Annotated in this window: 17 protein-coding genes; 10 read left to right on the forward strand and 7 right to left on the reverse strand. The window is 45.6% G+C overall.

Annotation, left to right across the window (positions count from 1 at the left end; genetic code table 11):
- Nucleotides 1-2: 2 nt before the first annotated feature.
- The 7 genes from ACGTN9_RS01695 to ACGTN9_RS01725 all read right to left on the reverse strand — a co-directional run bounded on the left by ACGTN9_RS01695 (nt 3) and on the right by ACGTN9_RS01725 (nt 9,667).
- Nucleotides 3-419, reverse strand: coding sequence for a hemerythrin domain-containing protein (locus ACGTN9_RS01695; RefSeq protein ID WP_499589901.1), 417 nt, complete (start codon nt 417-419; stop codon nt 3-5).
- 14 nt (nt 420-433) lie between these two features.
- Complete coding sequence (narI, locus tag ACGTN9_RS01700) at nt 434-1,144, reverse strand: respiratory nitrate reductase subunit gamma (protein WP_499589903.1); 711 nt, start codon at nt 1,142-1,144, stop codon at nt 434-436.
- Between the two features lie 15 nt (nt 1,145-1,159).
- Nucleotides 1,160-1,696, reverse strand: a complete 537-nt coding sequence (gene narJ, locus ACGTN9_RS01705) for a nitrate reductase molybdenum cofactor assembly chaperone (RefSeq protein WP_499589905.1) — start codon at nt 1,694-1,696, stop codon at nt 1,160-1,162.
- Nucleotides 1,683-3,230, reverse strand: coding sequence for a nitrate reductase subunit beta (narH, locus tag ACGTN9_RS01710; protein WP_085506415.1), 1,548 nt, complete (start codon nt 3,228-3,230; stop codon nt 1,683-1,685). The genes narJ and narH overlap by 14 nt, the downstream gene beginning before the upstream one ends.
- Nucleotides 3,220-6,900 carry a nitrate reductase subunit alpha gene (locus tag ACGTN9_RS01715; protein WP_499589907.1) on the reverse strand — a complete coding sequence of 1,227 codons (3,681 nt, stop codon included), beginning with the start codon at nt 6,898-6,900 and terminating at the stop codon, nt 3,220-3,222. The genes narH and ACGTN9_RS01715 overlap by 11 nt, the downstream gene beginning before the upstream one ends.
- 283 nt (nt 6,901-7,183) lie before the next feature.
- Nucleotides 7,184-8,344 (reverse strand): CapA family protein, encoded by a 1,161-nt coding sequence (locus ACGTN9_RS01720; protein ID WP_499589909.1) that lies wholly within the window; start codon nt 8,342-8,344, stop codon nt 7,184-7,186.
- A 132-nt stretch (nt 8,345-8,476) separates the two neighbouring features.
- On the reverse strand, nt 8,477-9,667 hold the full coding sequence (locus ACGTN9_RS01725; protein ID WP_499589911.1) for an MFS transporter: 1,191 nt from the start codon (nt 9,665-9,667) through the stop codon (nt 8,477-8,479).
- Nucleotides 9,668-9,971: 304 nt separating this feature from the next.
- Here ACGTN9_RS01725 and pxpB point away from each other — a divergent pair, with 304 nt between their 5' ends.
- The 10 genes from pxpB to ACGTN9_RS01775 all read left to right on the forward strand — a co-directional run bounded on the left by pxpB (nt 9,972) and on the right by ACGTN9_RS01775 (nt 21,129).
- Nucleotides 9,972-10,691, forward strand: coding sequence for a 5-oxoprolinase subunit PxpB (pxpB, locus tag ACGTN9_RS01730; protein ID WP_499589913.1), 720 nt, complete (start codon nt 9,972-9,974; stop codon nt 10,689-10,691).
- A complete protein-coding gene (locus ACGTN9_RS01735) occupies nt 10,688-11,689 on the forward strand; it encodes a 5-oxoprolinase subunit C family protein (protein ID WP_499589915.1) in 1,002 nt (333 codons plus the stop codon). Before pxpB ends, ACGTN9_RS01735 begins: the two co-directional genes overlap by 4 nt.
- Before the next feature lie 11 nt (nt 11,690-11,700).
- Nucleotides 11,701-12,471, forward strand: a complete 771-nt coding sequence (locus tag ACGTN9_RS01740) for a LamB/YcsF family protein (RefSeq protein ID WP_499589917.1) — start codon at nt 11,701-11,703, stop codon at nt 12,469-12,471.
- Between the two features lie 18 nt (nt 12,472-12,489).
- Nucleotides 12,490-13,680 (forward strand): NRAMP family divalent metal transporter, encoded by a 1,191-nt coding sequence (locus ACGTN9_RS01745; protein ID WP_499589919.1) that lies wholly within the window; start codon nt 12,490-12,492, stop codon nt 13,678-13,680.
- 19 nt (nt 13,681-13,699) lie between these two features.
- On the forward strand, nt 13,700-14,488 hold the full coding sequence (locus ACGTN9_RS01750) for a putative hydro-lyase (protein WP_499589921.1): 789 nt from the start codon (nt 13,700-13,702) through the stop codon (nt 14,486-14,488).
- A gap of 967 nt (nt 14,489-15,455) precedes the next feature.
- Nucleotides 15,456-15,950, forward strand: coding sequence for a PTS sugar transporter subunit IIA (locus ACGTN9_RS01755; RefSeq protein ID WP_499589923.1), 495 nt, complete (start codon nt 15,456-15,458; stop codon nt 15,948-15,950).
- A gap of 21 nt (nt 15,951-15,971) precedes the next feature.
- Complete coding sequence (treP, locus tag ACGTN9_RS01760; RefSeq protein ID WP_499589925.1) at nt 15,972-17,381, forward strand: PTS system trehalose-specific EIIBC component; 1,410 nt, start codon at nt 15,972-15,974, stop codon at nt 17,379-17,381.
- Between the two features lie 35 nt (nt 17,382-17,416).
- Nucleotides 17,417-19,099 carry an alpha,alpha-phosphotrehalase gene (gene treC / locus ACGTN9_RS01765; protein WP_499589927.1) on the forward strand — a complete coding sequence of 561 codons (1,683 nt, stop codon included), beginning with the start codon at nt 17,417-17,419 and terminating at the stop codon, nt 19,097-19,099.
- Between the two features lie 24 nt (nt 19,100-19,123).
- Nucleotides 19,124-19,837, forward strand: coding sequence for a trehalose operon repressor (gene treR, locus ACGTN9_RS01770; protein WP_499589929.1), 714 nt, complete (start codon nt 19,124-19,126; stop codon nt 19,835-19,837).
- A 785-nt stretch (nt 19,838-20,622) separates the two neighbouring features.
- Nucleotides 20,623-21,129: a DUF6933 domain-containing protein gene (locus tag ACGTN9_RS01775; protein ID WP_499589931.1), complete on the forward strand. Its 507-nt coding sequence runs from the start codon at nt 20,623-20,625 to the stop codon at nt 21,127-21,129.
- The last annotated feature ends 100 nt before the right edge of the window (nt 21,130-21,229 follow it).

Consider the following 21,229-nt stretch of genomic DNA (forward strand, 5'->3'; position numbering starts at 1 on the left):
TTTTATAGATCAAGCAAATAATGTTCTTCATCGCGGCTGTGGTGCCAATTAACTACAAGCAGGGTGTCGTACATCATAAGGCGATCTTCAGACTGCTCATCCTCCGATAAACTTTCCTCGATACGGGCGAGTATTTTTCTTAATAAATCATGATCCCTGGTCAGCTGCTTGATTGTATCAGCCATCTCCGGATAAGCCTGCCTGATATCTTTGTATAGACCTTCCTCTTCCGATGTCGCGTGGGAGATAATATGGTCACGCCAATGTTCAATCAAAATCGCTTCCGCCTGTTTCGCTTCTTCTAGGCGCTCTTCGCGATACAGACGTTTTAATACCTCTGTCATATCCTTCACTTGCCCATAAGCCGCTTCATGGATCGAGCGGTGGGCGTCAAGCTGACGAAGTGCAGGTCCTGACATCCTCATCTTCCTTTCTATTGTGCTTTCTTGTTCGTTTGCTTGGGATTGGCACGCCGGTAAATGATATATCTTCGTTTGATATATTCCAATGGCAGGCTCCATACATGGACGAGTCGTGTAAACGGCCATACGGCAAACAAGGTGAAGGCAGCAAATACATGAGCCTGGAAGCCCCACGGGGCAGTAGCCAGCATTTCAGGCATCGGCCTGAACGTTAAAATTCCCCGGAACCATGGACCGATTGTATCCCGGTAGTCGAACTCTCCTCCTGTAGCCGTATACCAGGCCGTATTGGTAAAACCGACTACTGTGACGATACCGATAAGCAGAAGCACCCATAGGTCTTTACGTGACCCAGTAGTGCTGATGCGTTTATTGCGGAGTCTGCGGGCAGTGAGCAGGGCACCGCCAATGACCATGGCTGCCCCTGCTGCACCACCAAACCAGACGGCGCCGAAGTGATACATCTCTTCTGTTACTCCAATCAGCGGGTAAAATGATTGGGGTACGAGTATCCCGCCCACATGGCCGAAAAATACTAAGATCACTCCGTAATGGAATAGAATGCTTCCCCATTTCAATAGGGGATCGGTCTTTAAAAACTGGCTGGATTGAGCGGACCATCCGAACTGGTCATGGTTGTACCGGTAAATATGACCAACGACAAAAATAGTTAATGTAATGTATGGGTACGCTACCCAAAGTAAAAAATCGATTGGCGTCAACTCGAATCAATCCCTTCATACCGTTTTGGCTTCGCGACGGGCGACGATGGAATCCAACGTTTCCAAAGCGGCTGCTACGACAAACGCATACGGAGACCGTTGCTCACGCAATTGTTCATAAAGCTGATCGATCGCTTTTTTATGAATATAGTAAAGCTTTTGGATAAAACTTTCTTCGGCTTCCGCCAGGAATTCAAGGATCAACGGAAAGTAGTCGGGTAGTTCATCATCTTTGATGAAGTAGCCTGCTTTGGCGAATTCCAGCTTCAGTTTGACGAATCCCAGGCCTCGTTCCCGTTTATCACCAAAAACACCATAAGTCAGATATAAGGAACAATCCTTGCTGAAGTCGAACTGCTTCACATAATTCTGGCTAAAATCAAGCCACGGTGCAGCCTCGACATACTCCCAGAAGCGTAAAAGATTTTTTCTTTGGGAATCCTCGGATAAACCTTCAATAAATAGTTTGACGTCCTCCTGCTGAAACCACTCTTCTTCCGGGTAGCGGAGGAACAGAGAGCAGAGTTTCAATATATTTCTACTGTCTTCCATCTTTGGCACCCCCTGTAACATCACTCCAATAGGATTCACTATACTCATAAGGATCTTTCCATTCACCATTCATCGCACAGGATTCGCATCCATCCATAAAATCAAAGCCTGCGCTGCCCTGATGGGCAAACATGTCTTCAGCCTGCTCACGGTGGGCTTTCGGGATGACATAGCGGTCGCCATATTTAGCAATTGCTGATAGTTCATACATATCCCGCGCCATTTGTTCCGAGACGCCGACTTCATCAATAAGCGTGGTATCAGGCTCTTTGCCAAGGTCGACACTCCGCATGTACGTCCGCATGGCAACCAGTTTTTTAAGCACGGACGCAACTAATTCGGTATCGCCTGCCGTCATCAGGTTGGCTAAATATTCGATTGGTATCCGGAATTGATCAATTGCCGGAAAAACGACAGATGGATCAAGATCATTGAAATGACCATTGAAAGCATCGACGATCGGACTCAACGGTGGAATATACCAGACCATTGGCAGTGTACGGTATTCCGGGTGGAGTGGAAGAGCGATTTTTTGCTCGCAGGCCAGTTTATAAACAGGGGATTCCTGGGCTGCTTCAATCCAGTCCTCTGGAATGCCGTCTTTTTTCGCCTGGGCAATTACTTCCGGATCATTCGGATCGAGAATCAAATCGAGCTGTGCTTCGTAAAGATCCTGATCATTCGGAACCGAAGCCGCTTCTTTGACACGATCCGCATCATAAAGGACGATACCGATATAACGGATTCTGCCGACACACGTTTCCGAGCAGATGGTCGGGTCGCCGTTTTCGATTTTCGGAAAACAGAACGTACACTTTTCCGCTTTGTTGGTCTGCCAGTTGAAATAGACCTTTTTGTACGGGCACCCGGACATACAGAAACGCCAGCTCCGGCATGCATCCTGATCGACAAGGACAATACCGTCTTCTTCCCGTTTATACATGGCACCTGATGGACAGGAAGAGACACAGGATGGGTTGACGCAGTGTTCGCAAATTCGCGGGAGATACATCATGAATGCCTGCTCGAATTCAAATTTCACTTTCTCATCAACGCCTTGCATGTTCGGGTCGCGCTTACCCGTTTCATGGACCCCTGCCAGGTCATCCTCCCAGTTCGGTCCCCAAAGGATGTCCATATATTCACCGGTCAGCTGTGACTTCGGTCTTGCGACCGGCTGATGATTTTTCTCCGGGCTATGGACGAGGTGCTCATATTCATATGTCCATGGTTCGTAATATTCATCAAGGTCAAGCATGTCAGGATTATAGAAAAGGTTCAAAAGCTTGTTCGCTTTCCCGCCGGCTTTCAGGGAAAGCTTTCCGTTTCGCATTTCCCATCCGCCTTTGTTCTTCTCTTGATTCTCCCATTCCTTCGGATAACCGATCCCGGGTTTCGTTTCGACGTTGTTCCACCACATATATTCAGCGCCTGGTCTGTTTGTCCATGTATTGTTACAGGTGACACTGCAGGTGTGGCAGCCAATACACTTGTCTAAATTCATGACCATTCCAAATTGTGCTTTAATCTTCAAGCCAATCCACCTCGCTTCGGTCCATTCTACGGATTTGTACTTGTTCATCCCGTTGGTTGCCGGTTGGACCATAGTAGTTGAAACCATAACTCAATTGGGCATATCCGCCGATCATCTGCGTCGGCTTGATGTGGATTCTTGTTGGGCTATTGAAGGTACCTCCACGATCTTTGGTAATTTTGGAACCAGGTACATTAATCAGACGGTCCTGTACGTGATACATGAACACGACGCCTCTCGGCAGCCGGTGGCTCGTGACAGCCCTGGCTACGACGACACCATTCCGGTTGTACATCTCGAGCCAGTCATTATCCTTGATACCTGCTTCATCAGCGTCCAGGTTGTTCAGCCAGACGTGCGGGCCGCCCCGGAACAAAGTCAGCATCGGTAGCGTATCACCATACGTGCTGTGATACGACCATTTGAAGTGTGGGGTCAGGTATCTTAATGTAATCTCTTTTTGCCCTTCGGCTGGCTTGTTGTCCGTTGAATAAAACGATGCCTTTTTCAATGGCGGCTTGAAGGTCGGAAGTTCTTCTCCGAATTCAAGCATCGTTTCATGATCTAAATAAAAGTGCTGCCTTCCGGTCAGTGTCCGCCAAGGTATCATCCGTTCAACGTTCGTGGTAAACGGAGAATAGCGTCGTCCGCCTGTCTCGGTGCCGCTATAGACAGGCGAAGAGATGACCTTTTGCGGCTGGGCAGTAATTTCAGCGAAAGAGATATGTTCCTCCGCGCGCTCTTCTGCAAGGTGCCTTAATTCCTGTCCTGTTTTATCCTCGAGTGTCTTCCAGGCTTTCATTGCAAGGGAACCGTTGGTTGTACTGGATAACGTCAATATCGTTTCGGCAACATCAATATCGTTATATAAGCTTGGACAGTCTTTATAGAAAGCCGATTTTTTCGATGGGCCAAGCATATCGAACAGTTTGGCATACTCTTCCTTTGCATCCCAGGCCATTCCTTTGGCTCCAATAGAATGTTTGATTTTCGGACCAAGGGAAATGAACTTGTCATAGACTTTAGAATACTCCCTTTCAACCACCTGGATTTTGGGGAAGTTTACCCCAGGGACCGGTTTACTGTCTTCTGCCTTCCAATCAGGTACATGCCCGAATGTCTGGGCAATTTCATCGGTAGAATCATGCAACAGCGGGGTAGCGACCGTATCATATACCTTTTCCGGTAAATGCTGTGCAGCCAGGTTAGAAAATCGCTTGGCAAGTTTTTTGAAAATATCCCAGTCCGACCGGCTCTCCCACGGAGGGGTGATGGCCGGGTTGAATGGATGGACGAACGGGTGCATATCCGTTGAGCTTAAATCATGCTTCTCATACCAGGTGGCCGCCGGAAGGACGATGTCGGAGTACAGTCCGGTACCTGACATCCGGAAATCCAGGTTGACGAGTAAATCAAGCTTGCCAGTCGCTGATGGAATCTCCAGGTTCAATTCCTTTGCCTCCAGGTCTTCGGTTTCTTCACTAAGGTTATGACCGTGCGTACCCAGCAGATGTTTAAGGAAATATTCATGGCCCTTGGCGGAACTGCCGATCAAATTCGCGCGCCAGACAAACATGGATTTTGGAAAATTGACCGGATCATTCGGAGATTCGATGGAAAAATTCATCTCCTTATTGGACACAGCATCCACTAAATGCTCGGTATTGGCTTCTGGTGATTTTGCTTCATCATACATTCCGATAGCATTTTTATTGAACTGTGGGTAAGACGGCAGCCAACCGAGCCGTGCCGCCAACACGTTATAATCTGCTAAATTCTGATATTTTGGCTGTTCAATCAATGGGGAAGCCAAATCGCGTGTTTTCTGTTCGTCATATTTCCACTGTTCGGTAGCGAAATAAAAAAAAGAGGTGCCATTCTGCAGCCTTGGCGGTCCGCCCCAGTCCCGGGCCATCGCAACCGTCTGCCATCCTTCGAGTGGGCGCACTTTCTCCTGGCCGACATAATGCGCCCAGCCGCCTCCATTGACCCCCTGGGAGCCGGTCAACAAAACAAGGTTAAGTACCGCCCGGTAAATCGTATCAGAATGGTACCAGTGGTTGATCCCTGATCCCATGATGATCATCGAGCGTCCTTTACTGTCGATGGCATTTTGGGCAAATTCTCTTGCAATCTGTGCGACAAGTTTGGCGCTGACACCTGTATACTTTTCCTGCCATTTCGGGGTATATGGACGGTCTTCGTCATAATTGGCGGGATTTTCTTTCTTCAGACTTCTATTCACCCCTGTCTGGGCGCACATCAAGTCGAATACGGTCGTTACATAAACCGGACCGTCTGTGGTCTCGATTTCTTTAATTGGTATGTCAGCTTTGAAGACGCGGTTATCATCCTGCTCGAACGTTGCGACACATACCTGGTCGATTTTACTTTCGTGTCCCTGTAAGGATAGGGCAGGGGATAGCGTATCGACATTATTCACTTTATCTGCCTTCAGCAGGTTCCAATTCTTTTCACCATCCCAGCGGTGTCCAATCGAACCATTTGGTATGGCAAAATCTTTGGTCTCTTCGTCATAGACTACTGTTTTCCATTCTGCTTTTTCTGTGGTGAGGGAAAGGTCGCTTGCACGCAGGAAGCGGTCCGCTTTTAAGCCGTGCTTGGTATTTTTCAATGTGATTAAGTAAGGAAGGTCTGTGTAGGTCTTTGCATAAAAATCAAAATAAGGAACGTGTCTATCGATGTAAAATTCCTGGAGGATCACATGGGTCATGGCCATCGCTAGTGCACTGTCCATCCCGGCTTGTACCGGAAGCCAATCGTCGGCGAATTTGACGAATTCAGCGTAATCCGGACTGACGGCGACAACTTTTGTACCTTTATAGCGGGCTTCCACCATGAAGTGGGAGTCAGGGGTGCGGGTCTGTGGAAGGTTAGAGCCCCAAACAAGTAAATAACTGGAGTTGTACCAGTCGGCACTTTCCGGGACATCGGTCTGTTCGCCCCATATTTGTGGAGAAGCGGGCGGCAAATCGGCGTACCAGTCATAGAAACTTAACAGGACGCCGCCGATCAGGTTGAGGAATCGGCCTCCGCCTGCATAACTGACCATCGACATGGCAGGAATAGGGGAGAATCCAAATATCCGATCCGGTCCGTACTGTTTTATGGTATGGATGAGCTGAGCGGAAATCAGCGTCTCTACTTCATCCCATTCTGCACGGACGAACCCTCCTTTTCCGCGTGCCTGTTTATACTGCGTGGATAATTCAGGGTTTTCAACAATAGATGCCCATGCTTTTACAGGGTCATCTGTTTTTTTTACGGCATTTCGCCAAATCTCTAATAGTTTACTACGGATATAAGGATAGCGCACCCGGTGGGGGCTATATGTATACCAGGAGAAGCTGGCACCTCGCGGACATCCGCGTGGCTCGTATTCCGGCATATCCGGGCCGGTGGTAGGGTAGTCTGTCTGCTGGGTTTCCCAGGTGATGATCCCATCTTTGACGTGGATCTTCCAGCTACATGAGCCGGTGCAGTTGACTCCATGCGTCGAGCGGACAACTTTATCATGCTGCCAGCGGCTGCGGTAGTAATTTTCCGTATTGCTCCGCGACTTCGGGGACATTTCACTGTGTTCTGTCTCTGGCTGTGTTTTACCTAAGTACTTTAGTTTCTGTAAAAATGGTGGAGTTTTTCTAGGCATTTTCACATCTCCTTACATTTTTTAGGGTAAAACATGCATGAAGAATATCGATATTAAGTTTATGGTAACAGATTCCAATATTATTTTCACAATATTAAGGTAATTTTAAACACATCTTCAATAAATCGATTAGAAAAACTTAGCTTGTCGCCAAGTACTTATGGCGAAAGCCTTAGTATTTTCTTATACTTTAATCCTTTAACAAAGTTAAACTTTCTTAAAGTGCAAAAAAAGCCGAGCTTGATACAGCTCGGTTGTTGATTGTGTGAGAAAAATCATATTTTTATGAAGAAGGAAAACGTAATTCAGGAAGCCACTGGGACATGTGATTTTTAATATCCTCGTATACCTTTTTTTGCTCAGGGATTACTTCTTCCTGAATAGAGGTATGCATCGGCACTATCTTAAAGTCTGTTCCTGCGTGGTGATTGGCAAATGGGGTATAGTCAACGATAGTTGGTATGAACGCAGGTTGATTTACATAGATCGATCCATCTTGCCTGTCTTTTTCAATCTCTACTTGCAGGATGCCTCCGATCCGCCTGTAGGTTTCTTCCTGAGCAGAAAGGAAATTTCCTAATGAGTAAATGACAAGTGTTTCATTTCCGTTCTTTCCATCAAGCATTTCGATTGGCTGAAGGACGTGGGGGTGATGACCGAGAATGACATGGGCACCGGCATCTGAGATCATTTGTGCTAATTCTTTTTGATAATTATTAGGCATACGTTGATACTCATCGCCGAAGTGCATACTGACAACAACGGCATCCGCCGCTTGATTTGCCTGCTTAACTTCTGACTTGATGGTTTGTTTATCAATCAAATTGACAAGATAATCTTTATTTTTAGGTACCGGTATTCCGTTCGTGCCATACGTATAGCTTAAAAATGCGACATCGATTCCTTCTGAAGTTGGTATTACACGCAGGTCGTTTTGGTCTGCTTGACTTTTGAAGGCTCCCGTATAGGCCATATCGATAGCATTCCAATGAGAGACAGCCTGTTTTATCGCTTTTTCTCCGCGGTCGAGCGTGTGGTTATTAGCAATGGAAACAATGTCGATGCCATTCGCCTTTAATGCATCCCCGACTTCCTTGGGACTGTTGAATGCTGGATATCCCGACAGGCCGAAGTCGGTTCCGCCTATCATCGTTTCCTGATTAGCAATGGATAACGTGGTGTTTGTCAGGTAGGGTGCAACATCCTTGAACATGGGGGTAAAATTATAGCCACCGGCAGATTGTGCATCGCGATAAACGGGAGTATGGATCAGAATATCACCGATAGCGGAGAGGGTTATTTTGGGGTTGGAAGGGAAGTCTTGTTTTGCCTGGACGTCAGAATTCTTTAAGGCAAGGTCTTTGACAGATAAAATAGTACGCTCCGGTTGGCTGCAGGCAGCTGTAATGAGAAATAGTATGAGGAGAAAGAAAATTCTTTTCATAAGAAGCGCCCCTTTAAATAGGAAAATAGAAAGGATTTGGAAGACCTTTTTCCTATATTATAAACCGTTTTCATGAAAATAAAAATAAGCCTCCCATTCTTTTTCGTGAAAAAACGGGAGGCTTTTACATATTCAGACGGAATGCGCATGGTGTTTAGCGGCATTCTGGTTTCGCTGCATAGTCATGTACATAGCAATACCAGAGGCTACCAGTAATGTACTGGTAACAAAAAATACAGATGAAAAACCGAAATATCCGGAAAGCATTCCTCCGAGTGCTGGACCAATCATATTTCCTAAGAAACGAATACTGGTATTATAGCCGAGTACTTCTCCTTGCATAGCGAGCGGAGCTTCCTGGCGGATGTAGGCAGAGCGTACTGGAATAATTCCTCCGATTGAAGCCCCCAGCAGGAAACGGATAATGACTAACTGCCATATACTCGTAACGAACGCTCCTGGTAAATAAACGATTCCTGCCATGAATAAAAGGAATACGAGAATTTTGATATAACCGACCCGGTCAGCAATGCGGCCCCAGCGCCTGGCCATCAACAAATTACCTAACCCTGCTGCAGAGAACGCGATTCCTGAAAAGAAAGCAAGATTGGCCGTACCATGCAATTCAGCAACATATAAGGACAAAATAGGCTGGATGCTGAAATGGGCAATTTGCACGAACAAGGATACCAGCATGACCATTACCAGTACGGGATGCCTGACAATATGGCGGATGACTTCCCTGCTGGAATAACTGGTTTTATTGTCACTATTTTCATCTTCCATTTTCACTTCTTTGATTCCAAAGATGACAATCAATCCTGATAGGAAGACAGTGATCGAAGTTCCCTGGAAAGTGGCAGAATAACCGAAAGAATCAGCTAATAATCCCCCTAGCATCGGGCCCATCAAACTTCCCGTGATACTCCCGGTCTGCAGGGTTCCAAGCACCTTACCCGCAATGTTTTTCGGTGTCTGCGTTGCGATTAACGCTTGAGACATTGGGATGAATCCAGTGAAAACCCCCATGAATAACCGGAGGAAAAACAGCTGCCAGACTGAGTCAGCCAGTCCCATCGAGAAGACAGAGAGTCCGAGCCCAAAGGCGGAAATGATTAAAATTTTCTTCCTGCCATACTTGTCCCCGACTCGTCCCCAGATAGGCGCGAACAAAAAAGCGGTCACAAAGGTGACACCAAACACCCACCCGGACCATTGCTGTACATATGCTTCAGAGAAGTTTCCGAAGCTATCTATATATAAAGATAAAAAGGGCAAAACCATGGTTATGCTTCCTGCAATGAAGAAGTTGGCAAACCACATGATGAACAGATTTCGTTGTGCCAGTTTTTCTTGGTCAACGATAATGAATCACTTCTTTCAAATCAATTATTTCGATACCCTAAATATTATGTCGTCATCCTAAATGTATATCATACTCCTGGACACCTTGAAAGAAAAATGCTCTATCATCGTTATTTGTAATTGGGAATGGGGAATATATCCAATAACAAATGTCAGAAAATTAAGATTGAATTGCCATTCTAGTTCGTTTACCATTTATGAATATAGAATTTTATGAAAATATACAAATCGGAAAAGTCCGGGCTGCAAAGGAGGCCATGGTTTGGATTATAAAATAACCCCGCTGGGTGATCAGGCGGTCATTATTGAGTTTGGAAAAACGATAGATGAAGATGCACATAAGCGAGTTAAAAGTGCAACCAATTATTTTGAAAATAAACCATTGGAATGGATGACTGAATATATTCCTGCTTTTACAACAGTAGCTGTATTCTATGACCCTGTGAAAGTACTGGATTACTTGGGAAAAACAGAATTCCGGCTGCCATATGAGCTGGTCGCCGAAGAGCTTGATAGAAACCTTGCCACGCTGAAAGAAGGTGAGTCTGCACAAGCACGAGTCGTGGAAATCCCTGTCTGTTACGGGGAAGACTTAGGTCCAGACCTCTCCTTCGTCGCTGAGCATAATGGTCTGACAGAAAAGCAGGTCATCGATTATCACACGCAGGGAGATTATCTTGTCTATATGATCGGCTTTGCCCCAGGCTTTCCTTATATCGGAGGCATGACAGAAAAGATCGCGACCCCAAGGAAAAAAGAACCAAGACTTCAGATTCCAACAGGTTCTGTCGGTATCGCAGGCAGTCAGACAGGTGTCTATCCAATTGAGACTCCTGGCGGCTGGCAGTTAATCGGGCAGACCCCATTACCTCTGTTTCAGCCGGAACAAGCGAACCCCTCTTTATTACAAGCCGGAGATAAAGTCGTTTTTAAGGCGATTACCCGACAGGAATATGACGCTTACAAGGAGGGTGAAGCATGATAAAGGTTTTAAAGCCAGGGCTTCTGACCAGCCTCCAGGATCTTGGCAGGACCGGTTTTCAAAAGCAAGGGGTCATTGCCAGCGGTGTGATGGATCCTGTAGCTCACCGGATTGCTAATTTGCTTGTAGGAAACCAGGAGGACGTACCTACCATGGAAGTGACATTGGCAGGTCCCGTTTTAAGATTTGAAAATGATACGTTGATCTCGCTTTGCGGCGGGGATCTTTCGGCAACGATTGATGATGAGCCGGTCAAGCTGTGGCGTCCTGTCTTTGTGAAAAAAGGCAGTAAACTCCGGTTTGGACAAGCGAAAGAAGGGGCCAGGGTTTACTTAGCTGTCGCAGGCGGCTTTGATGTTCCGGAAGTCATGGGAAGCAAGTCGACATATCTCCGCGCCGGTCTGGGCGGTTTTCATGGAAGGGCTTTGCAGGATAATGATGAACTACGAGTAGAGGAAGCTTCCGGTGTGGCTAAGAAGATATTGGCTTCATTAAGAAAGGAATCCGAAGATCGAAATTTCATCAGTATGGATTGGTATGTAGCTTCTGAATTTATCCCGTCCTTTCAGGAAGAGCAACCGGTACGAGTCATGAAGGGAAGACAATACCATTCATTTAAAAGGGAAAGCAGGGAAGCCTTCTTTCACGAGGTGTTTAAAGTCGGCAGTAAGTCTGACCGGATGGGCTATCGCCTGGAAGGTCCGGGATTATATGTAGAAAAAGAGGAGGACATGATTTCAGAAGCGGTAGCTTTAGGTACGATCCAAGTACCTTCGAATGGACAGCCAATCGTTCTGCTTGCTGACAGGCAGACAACGGGGGGCTATCCGAAAATCGGACAAATCGCCTCGGTCGATATACCGTTAATGGCGCAAATGAAACCTGGAGAGAAAGTACGTTTTCAGGAAGTATCCCATGATGAAGCACAACAACTTTATTTAGAAAGAGAGCGTAGTATCCAGCAGCTTGCTCAAGGAATACGTCTGAAATTCAATTAGGAGGGTATGACATGTCGATTGTAGATTTAAATTGTGATATGGGAGAGAGCTTTGGAACCTATCAAAAAGGGCGTGATGAAGAGATTCTTGACTATATCACTTCAGCTAACGTGGCATGCGGGTTCCATGCGGGTGATTTCACAACAATGAGAAAGACAGTAGCGATGGCCCTGGAAAAAGGGGTAGGTATCGGAGCGCACCCCGGTTTACCTGACCTGATGGGGTTTGGCAGGCGGAACATCGACATCTCTCCAGAGGAAGCATATGAACTTGTCATCTATCAAATCGGAGCATTGAACGGATTTGTTCAATCTGAAGGTGGAAAGATGCAGCATGTCAAACCACATGGGGCATTATATAATATGGCAGCCAAGCGTCAGGACTTATCGGAAGCGATTGCTGAAGCCGTTTTTAAAGTAGATTCAGAACTCGTTTTATTTGGGTTAGCAGGCAGTGAGTTGGTGAAGGCGGGTAAGAAAGCAGGTCTTCGTACCGCAAGTGAAGTCTTTTCCGATCGGACCTACCAGGAAGATGGTTCTTTGACATCGAGGAAAGAAAAAAATGCCTTACTAACTGACTATGAGAAAGCAGTCAACCAGGTGATTCGGATGGTAAAGGAAAAGAAGGTCCATACCGTCCAGGGAAAAGATATTGAGGTCCAGGCAGATACCATTTGCATCCACGGTGACGGAGAAAACGCTTTGGATTTTGCCAAATATATCAATCAAGCATTGAAAGAATCTGGTATTGAAACTACTAAAATCAAAGATGTACTGAAATAACAGCAAGGAGTGGAGCATATGGACAAAAGATCAAGAAGGCGACTGCTGTTGGGGGCAGCTTTTTTGATGGCGACTTCTGCCATTGGGCCTGGATTTCTGACGCAAACGACACATTTTACAGAGCAATTAGCAGCTAGCTTTGGCTTTGTTATCCTGGTCTCGATTATCATTGATATCGGAGCCCAGTTGAACATTTGGAGGATCATCGCTATCTCAGAAAAACCTGCCCAGGACATAGCGAATAAGCTGCTCCCGGGACTTGGTTTTGTTTTGTCTGCCCTGATTGTGGCAGGCGGTCTCGCCTTCAATATTGGTAATATTGCTGGTGCAGGATTAGGTACCAACGTACTGTTCGGAATTTCACCAGAAATGGGGGCATTCTTCAGCGGCCTTGTTGCTATCGGCGTATTCCTCGTACGAGAAGCTGGTAAGGTGATGGACCGCTTCGCCCAAATGCTGGGGTTTCTTATGATCGGGTTGACGGTCTATGTCATGTTCACTGCGACTCCTCCGCTAGGAGAAGCGGCTGTAAAGACGTTTGCCCCTGATACGATAGACTTTCTTGCAATTGTGACATTGGTCGGCGGGACTGTCGGTGGCTATATCACCTTTGCCGGCGGCCATCGGTTATTGGAAGCAGGAGTGAAGGGAAAGGAGTCGTTGGGATATGTCAACCGCAGTGCAGTCTCAGCGATCGGCTTTGCTTCCATCATGCGTGTCTTTCTGTTTTTAGCAGCGCTTGGAGTGGTTGCCCAGGGCATACAATTAGATCCAGGGAATCCAGCCGCCACTGTATTTCAGTCGGCAGCGGGTACAATAGGATATAAAATATTCGGTGTGGTCATCTGGGCGGCAGCTGTTACGTCTGTTGTAGGTGCAGCTTATACGTCAGTGTCCTTCATTCGATCATTCAGTAAATCAATTGAGAAGCACCATAAATGGTATATTGTCGGATTCATAGCTATTTCAACCTTGGTATTTGTTTCTGTTGGGCGTCCGGTCAGCATTCTAATTTTAGTTGGTTCCCTGAATGGATTAATTTTGCCGCTTGCGTTGGGGGTCATGATTATAGCTGCCCATAAAAAGAGTATCGTCGGCGATTATAAGCACCCGGTTTGGATGACTATATTTGGGGCCTTGATCGTCATTGTCATGTCCTATATGGGCTTCATCACGCTAATTGAAGGTATTCCGCAATTATTTGAATAAAATAGAGGAGGAGTCGCAAATGGAAAGACCGGAAAAATGGAGTCCAGAGGAAGCACGTGGAAAAATCCGCACGCAATACTGGACCGGGCCGACTTCCGGTCTGGCTCCCGGATATATTCAAGGAAATCTGGTTGTGCTGCCTGAAGCAATGGCGTTCGAGTTTTTATTATTTTGTCAACGCAATCCGAAGCCCTGTCCCGTTTTAGATGTAACAGAGCCTGGTTCGCCTGTGCCGCGTTTGGTTGCACCAGATTCAGATCTGCGGATCGATCTACCTGGTTACCGGGTGTACCGTAATGGCCAGCTGACTGAGGAGCTGGGAGATATAACAGAACAATGGGATGAAAAAATGGTTGGATTTCTACTCGGGTGCAGCTTTACCTTTGAACAAGCATTGATAGAGCATGGTATTCCGCTCCGGCATATGGAAGAAAAAAAGAACGTTTCCATGTACAAGACCAATATCCAGTGTGTGCCTGCAGGTCGGTTTTCAGGTCCTATGGTTGTAAGTATGCGTCCAGTGAAAGCAGCCGACATACCTAAAGCTGTCCAGGTCACGAGCCGTTTTCCTTCCGTACATGGAGCCCCAGTTCATGTAGGGAACCCGGAAGCAATTGGGATATCTGATCTATCCTGTCCGGATTTTGGTGATCCTGTAACGGTCGAGGATGGAGAAATTCCGGTTTTCTGGGCCTGCGGTGTTACTCCTCAGGCAGTCGCCATGCACATGAAGCCGGAATTGATGCTCACCCATGCCCCGGGACATATGTTTATTACCGATAAGAAAAATGAAGATTATAGTATATAACAAGCAAAATGAAAGCTGTTCTTGATTGGTGGATACTCCACTTCTCAAGAGCAGTTTTTTGTTTGCGTTATTTTAACAAAAGGCTCAGTAAAACGTCGATTTTTCTTAAGAGACTTATTCAACAATAGGACCGAAAAGTCGAAGACTTGATTTCGAGATATTGTTGGAATTAGGGACTCCGGGAAACGATTCGCTTTCCGTGGGCGTGTGCTGAGTCTCCTCAAGCTTCGCCTTGCGGGGCCTCATCTATCACTCAACTCCCACAGGACTTTGAATTTTCACCTTGACTTAACCCACGCACGAAGGAAATGCGTAGCATTTTCGAGGAGTCTCACCGTTTCCCTACGCCCCTTGCCATAATAGGAAATTCTAGAAATCATACTTATGGAGAAATCGACCATGATAGAAAGAAGACTTTGGCGCCCTTACATCCTTTTTAAATGCGTCAACATGAAGGTTTCAGCTACATTCTCTCTCTTTTTGAAGGGTCCGTTTAGTACAACACTGGCTGGATGGGCAGGGAAACGTCGAGACTCCCGCGGGAGAAGGGGCTAGGCAAGATCCCGCAGGGCTTTAGCCCGAGGAAGCTTGCCAGGTCCCCCGCAGGAAAGAAATGAATGCGTAATCGCCTTGGGAGACACGACACGCATAAGCAGAACAGCAAAAGGGAAGGGTTCTTTCTTCCCGTTGATGGACTGCTTATGTCGCGAGTGTCTAGGCGATGAAGCTGGAAAGCGAGTCGTTTCACGAACCATCCCATTTCTCTTATGGTAACGGACCCTACTACCTCGAAACTGAGTCTTCAATTAAAGGGAGCTTAACTGTAAGTAACATTAAGATTTAAAACAGCCAATAAAAAATTATTGTTAACGCTTGCAAAACATGTATATACAAATTATAATTGATTCATAACTTGTATATACATGTCATGGCGATTGGGAAAAACTGATTAGGAGGGAAACTTACTATGTTTAAAAAACTTTTTGGCAAAGACAATAAAGAGACAATTCTGACAGCTCCTGTCACGGGGAAAGTGGTTGACCTGACTGAGGTGCCGGACCCAACTTTTTCACAAAAAATGATGGGAGAAGGTCTTGCTATCCAACCATCCGAAGGAAAAGCGGTAGCACCATTTGATGGAGAAATCGTCCAATTATTCCCGACGAAACATGCAGTTGGGTTAAAGAACAAAGCCGGTGTCGAAGTGTTGGTTCATATCGGTCTGGAAACAGTTGGCATGAACGGGGAAGGGTTCGAAGCTTCTGTAAAGCAAGGGGATAAAGTGAAGACAGGACAGACCCTGGTGACTTTTGATCTTGCAAAGATAGAGGAAAAAGCATCAAGCACAGTTACCCCGGTGATTATCACAAACAGTGATGAGTATTCCCTGGATTTCTATAATCAGGGTGATGTGGAAGCTGGTTCTACTGAAATCATGCAGATCAAGCCAAAGGCCAACTAACCTATACGGGAGGAAACCATCATGGATTTGAATAATCAGGCAAAACAGATTTTAGAAGCCATTGGCGGAGAAGAAAACATCAATGCCGCTACCCATTGTGTCACACGCTTGCGTTTAGCCTTAAATGATGAGAGCAAAGTCGACCAAGAGAAACTGAACAACATCGAGGCAGTTAAAGGTTCTTTTTCAACAAATGGGCAATTTCAAATTGTAATTGGACAGGGTACTGTCGATAAAGTTTACCAGGAATTGATTTCTATCACAGGAATCGGTGAACAGACGAAAGAAGATGTCAAGGCAGCGTCTTCGGAAAAAATGAATCCGCTTCAAAAAGCCATTAAGGTACTTGCAGATATATTCATCCCGATTCTGCCAGCGATCGTTACAGCTGGTCTGTTGATGGGTCTGAACAATATTCTTGCCGGTCCGGACATTTTTTATAAAGGTAAATCATTGATCGATGTCTATCCTCAGTGGTCCGGCATAGCTGAAATGATCAATCTGATTGCCAATACGGCATTTGTATTCCTGCCAGGTCTGATCGGCTGGTCGGCAGTGAAAAAGTTTGGAGGCAGTCCATTATTCGGTATTGTCCTCGGTCTTATTTTAGTCCATCCTGACCTGATGAACGCTTGGGATTATGGTAATGCTTTAAAAGAAGGCAATATACCGACATGGAATTTATTCGGCCTGGAGATTGAAAAAATCGGTTATCAAGGTCAAGTACTGCCGGTATTATTAGCATCCTGGGTGTTAGCCAAATCAGAAGTTTGGCTACGTAAACGTGTACCGGATTCTCTGCAATTGTTGCTGGTAGCTCCTACAACATTGTTGATAACTGGATTTTTAACTTTCCTATTCATCGGACCTGCTATGTTCTTTGTCGGTAATCTGCTTACTGACGGATTAGTATCGATTTTTGATCAATTCGCTGCATTAGGTGGTTTGATTTACGGTGGTTTGTATGGTCTGTTAGTCGTAACAGGTATGCACCATACATTCCTGGCAGTAGATATCCAGCTTGTCGGAAGTACAGGAACAACTTTCTTGTGGCCGATGCTTGCTTTGTCGAATATTGCTCAAGGTTCGGCAGCATTTGCCATGATGCTTGCAACAAAAGATGAAAAGCTGAAAGGCCTGGCTTCCACATCCGGTATTTCTGCCTATCTCGGTATCACCGAGCCGGCATTGTTCGGGGTCAACCTCCGTTTCAAATATCCGTTTGTCGCTGCCCTGATCTCTTCTGGTATCGCGGGTATGTATATAACGGTAGCCGGTGTAACAGCTACTTCCATTGGTGTTGGCGGGATCCCTGGATTCTTGTCAATCAGTGCCGGAAAATGGATGCCATTCTTCATCGGTATGGCAATCGTTATCATCCTGCCTGCAGTGATCACTTACCTTTGGGCGAAACGTAGAGGCGACTGTTAATGATTGAGTAAAATTTAAGTTGGTGGTGTTTTTAAATGAACCAAGCGTGGTGGAAAAAAGCAGTAGTTTACCAAATCTACCCGAAAAGTTTTAATGATACGACAGGCAATGGTGTGGGTGATTTGCAAGGCATCATTGAAAAATTGGATTACTTGAAAAACCTGGGGGTCGATGTCCTGTGGCTGACCCCTCCTTATAAATCCCCGCAGCGGGATAACGGTTATGATATCAGTGACTATTACGATATTCACCCGGAATACGGGACGATGGAAGACTTCGACGAACTGATTGCCGGTGTCCATGAACGCGGGATGAAGCTGATAATGGATATTGTTGTGAACCATACGTCAACCGATCATGAATGGTTCCAGCAGGCGAAGCAATCGAAGGATAATCCTTATCGCGATTATTACATTTGGAAAGATGGCAAAGACGGCGGTCCACCGAACAATTGGAAATCCAAATTCGGCGGCTCTGCCTGGCAGTATCACGAAACGACTGATCAATACTACCTGCATCTATTCGATGTAACCCAGGCCGATTTGAACTGGGAAAATGAACAAGTGCGTAAGAGCATCTACGAAATGATGAGTTTCTGGGCAGAGAAAGGCGTCGATGGCTTCCGTTTGGATGTCATTAATCTTATCTCCAAAAACCAGGCTTTTCCGGATGATGATGGTAGTGTCGCTCCTGGGGATGGCCGCAAATATTATACCGATGGCCCGCGTGTTCATGAGTACATGCAGGAGATGAATCGGGAAGTATTTGGCAAGTACGATCTGCTTACTGTCGGTGAAATGTCTTCCACGACCATCGACCATTGCATCCTTTATACACGCCCCGAGCGGAAAGAGCTTAGCATGACGTTTAATTTCCATCATTTAAAAGTGGATTACCCGAATGGCGAAAAGTGGACAGTGGCAGATTTCGATTTTTATGAATTGAAGAAAATCCTTTCTACCTGGCAAAAAGAAATGAACGCCGGCAAAGGATGGAACGCTTTGTTCTGGTGCAACCATGACCAGCCCCGCGTACTGTCCCGATTTGGCGATGATGTCAATTATCCAGTAGAATCGGGAAAAATGCTGGCGACGACGATCCACATGATGCAAGGTACGCCTTACGTCTATCAAGGGGAAGAGTTTGGAATGACGAACCCCTACTTCGAATCTATTAATCAGTATCGTGATGTTGAATCCCTCAATATGTATAACATCCTGAAAGAAGAAGGGGTGCCGGAAGACGAGATCATTGAGATTTTGAAGCAGAAATCCCGTGATAACTCACGTACTCCAGTTCAATGGAATACAAGTGAAAATGCCGGCTTTTCTGATCAGTCGCCATGGATTGAAGTGGCGAGCAATTATAAAGAGGTCAATGCTGAAAAAGCGATGGAACAGAAAGACTCCTTGTTCTATCACTACCAGCAGTTGATCCAGCTTCGAAAAGATTTTGATATCATCACCCATGGTGATTTCGAATGGATTGTGCAGGATGATGAACAAGTTTTTGCTTACGTACGCAAGTGGAAGGATGAAACCCTTCTCGTCGTCAATAATTTCTACGGATTGGCGACACGGTTAAAAATGCCTGATAAGTTCGACCTCAAAGGAAAGCAAGTGGATATCCTGATCAGCAATTATCCCGATTCGGGCAAGGATATCTACGATGGTTTAGGACTGCGGCCATATGAGTCCGTCGTTTATCACATCCACTAATGTTAAAATGGTAATGGTGATATTATGAAAAAGAAATATTTAGATATCTACAATGAGCTTGTAATGTCCATTCGGGACGGCAGCTTCCGGGCTGGAGAACGGCTGCCTTCCGAGCATGAGCTTTGCGAGCGTTATGACACCTCAAGAGAAACGATCCGTAAAGCCCTTCATTTGTTAGCGCAAAACGGCTATATCCAAAAGGTGAGAGGGAAAGGATCGATCGTTTTGGACAGTGATAAATACGAGTTTCCTGTTTCCGGGCTGACAAGCTTCAAGGAATTGACGCATCAATCCGGCCAGCAAATCCGGACAAAGGTGCACGAGCTGTATTTGTTGGAACCTGACACGGAGTTAGCCGAACTTTTAGATAATCCTGAAAGAGTCCCGATCTGGCGTGTCGTACGATCAAGAGAAATTGATGGTGAAAAGGTAATCCTGGACAAAGACTACATCCGACAAGATATAGTCCCAGGATTGACCAAAACCATTTGTGAAGATTCGCTGTATGAATATATCGAAAAAAAGTTGGGACTTGCCATTAGCTATGCCAGAAAAGAAATCGTCATAGAGCCGGTTTCGGTAGAAGATAAGGAATTGCTGGATGTAGAGAATCACGATCAAATGGTCGTCATCCGCAGTTTTGTCTATTTGGAAGATACGACACTCTTTCAATTTACCGAATCCAGGCACCGTCCTGATAAATTCAGGTTTGTGGATTTTGCCAGGCGTAGTAAATAACCCTCAACTTTCAGATAAAATAGAATCTCTTTTCCGCTACGAGAAACCACTTTGTAAAACACTTCCATAAGGAGCGAATGAAGCAGCTTCTTTTGGAAGTGTTTATTTATTAGAGACTTCGTTAAATCTCCGTGTTGATTTTAAAGATAAGCTCCCTAAGGGTCCGTTACCATGTATGTAAGGGGATGGTCTTGGAAACGACTCGCTTTCCTGCGGGGGATCTGGCAAGCTTCCTCGGGCTGCGCCCTGTGGGATCTCGCCTAGCCCCTTCTCCCGCGGGAGTCTCGCCGTTTCCCTTCCCATCCAGCCAGTTTTGTATTAAACGGACCCTTCAAAAAGAGAAAGAATGTACAACTAAAAATTTGATCCTAAAAGCATTTATAAAGGATATAAAGAGGCAGAAGTCTTCTTCAAAGATGTTATGCCATAAGTGTGATTTCGAGAACTTTCTACGTTAAGGTCCGGAGGGGAACGGCGAGACTCCTGCGGGATGAAAATGACAGGTGAGACCCCGGAAGACGAAGTCTGAGGAGGCTCAGCGCATGCCCGCGGAAAGGGAGTCGTTCCCCAGAGGACCTTTATTCAGATAAACATCTCGAAATCGAGTCTTCCATAATTCGGCCCAATAATTGAATAAGGCTCTTATGAAAAATAAACAACGTTTAACAGAACCATTTGTGAAAGAATCATTAGTACGCCAGCGATTTACTTGGATTGAATGGATTTATACATTAAGATGAAAAATAGATGTTAGACCGATATTACAGAAGTAGGTGAGTGCAGCGATGATGCAAATAGGAGTTACAGCTAAAATGGCCAAAGAATTGAAGAAAGAAGTCCAGCCTGCGGATGCTGTGGAAGGCCCAAGAATTTATCAATGGCATATGAACTTTTTTACTATGCAGCGGAGAAAATGTATCTTATTAATGAATGATGAGACGGGGTTGAACCTGACGTTATTCGGCTTAAAACAGGAACAATTCAAAAATATGGATCAAGTCATTATGGGCTCGTTAAGAGAGCTGCTAAGATTACTTAAGGTCGATCAAGCTATCATCGATGATTTCCTGGATGCCGGGCAGGAAATTGTTTATACCAAAACACATGACCGCAGTGTTCTCGGCATGATGAATGAAATAAAGCTTGGTATGGAACATGACCTGCAAGGGTTATCTTACGATGAGATTGATGCTATCAAAGTAAATGAAGAAAATAACCGGATTATTTTATCACCATTGAAAGAATTAAAGCCCTTGGATACCTTAGTTGCCTACTATAATGAAAGTGAATGACAGCCGCCTATGAACTGCACCTTTGTCGTTACCACGTACAAGTGGGGTGAGTTCATATGGCGGTTTTTTTATTCTGAGAACCATGATGTTTAAATAAAAC

It is taken from the genome of Halobacillus sp. B23F22_5 (assembly GCF_043497085.1).
Taxonomy (GTDB): domain Bacteria; phylum Bacillota; class Bacilli; order Bacillales; family Halobacillaceae; genus Thalassobacillus.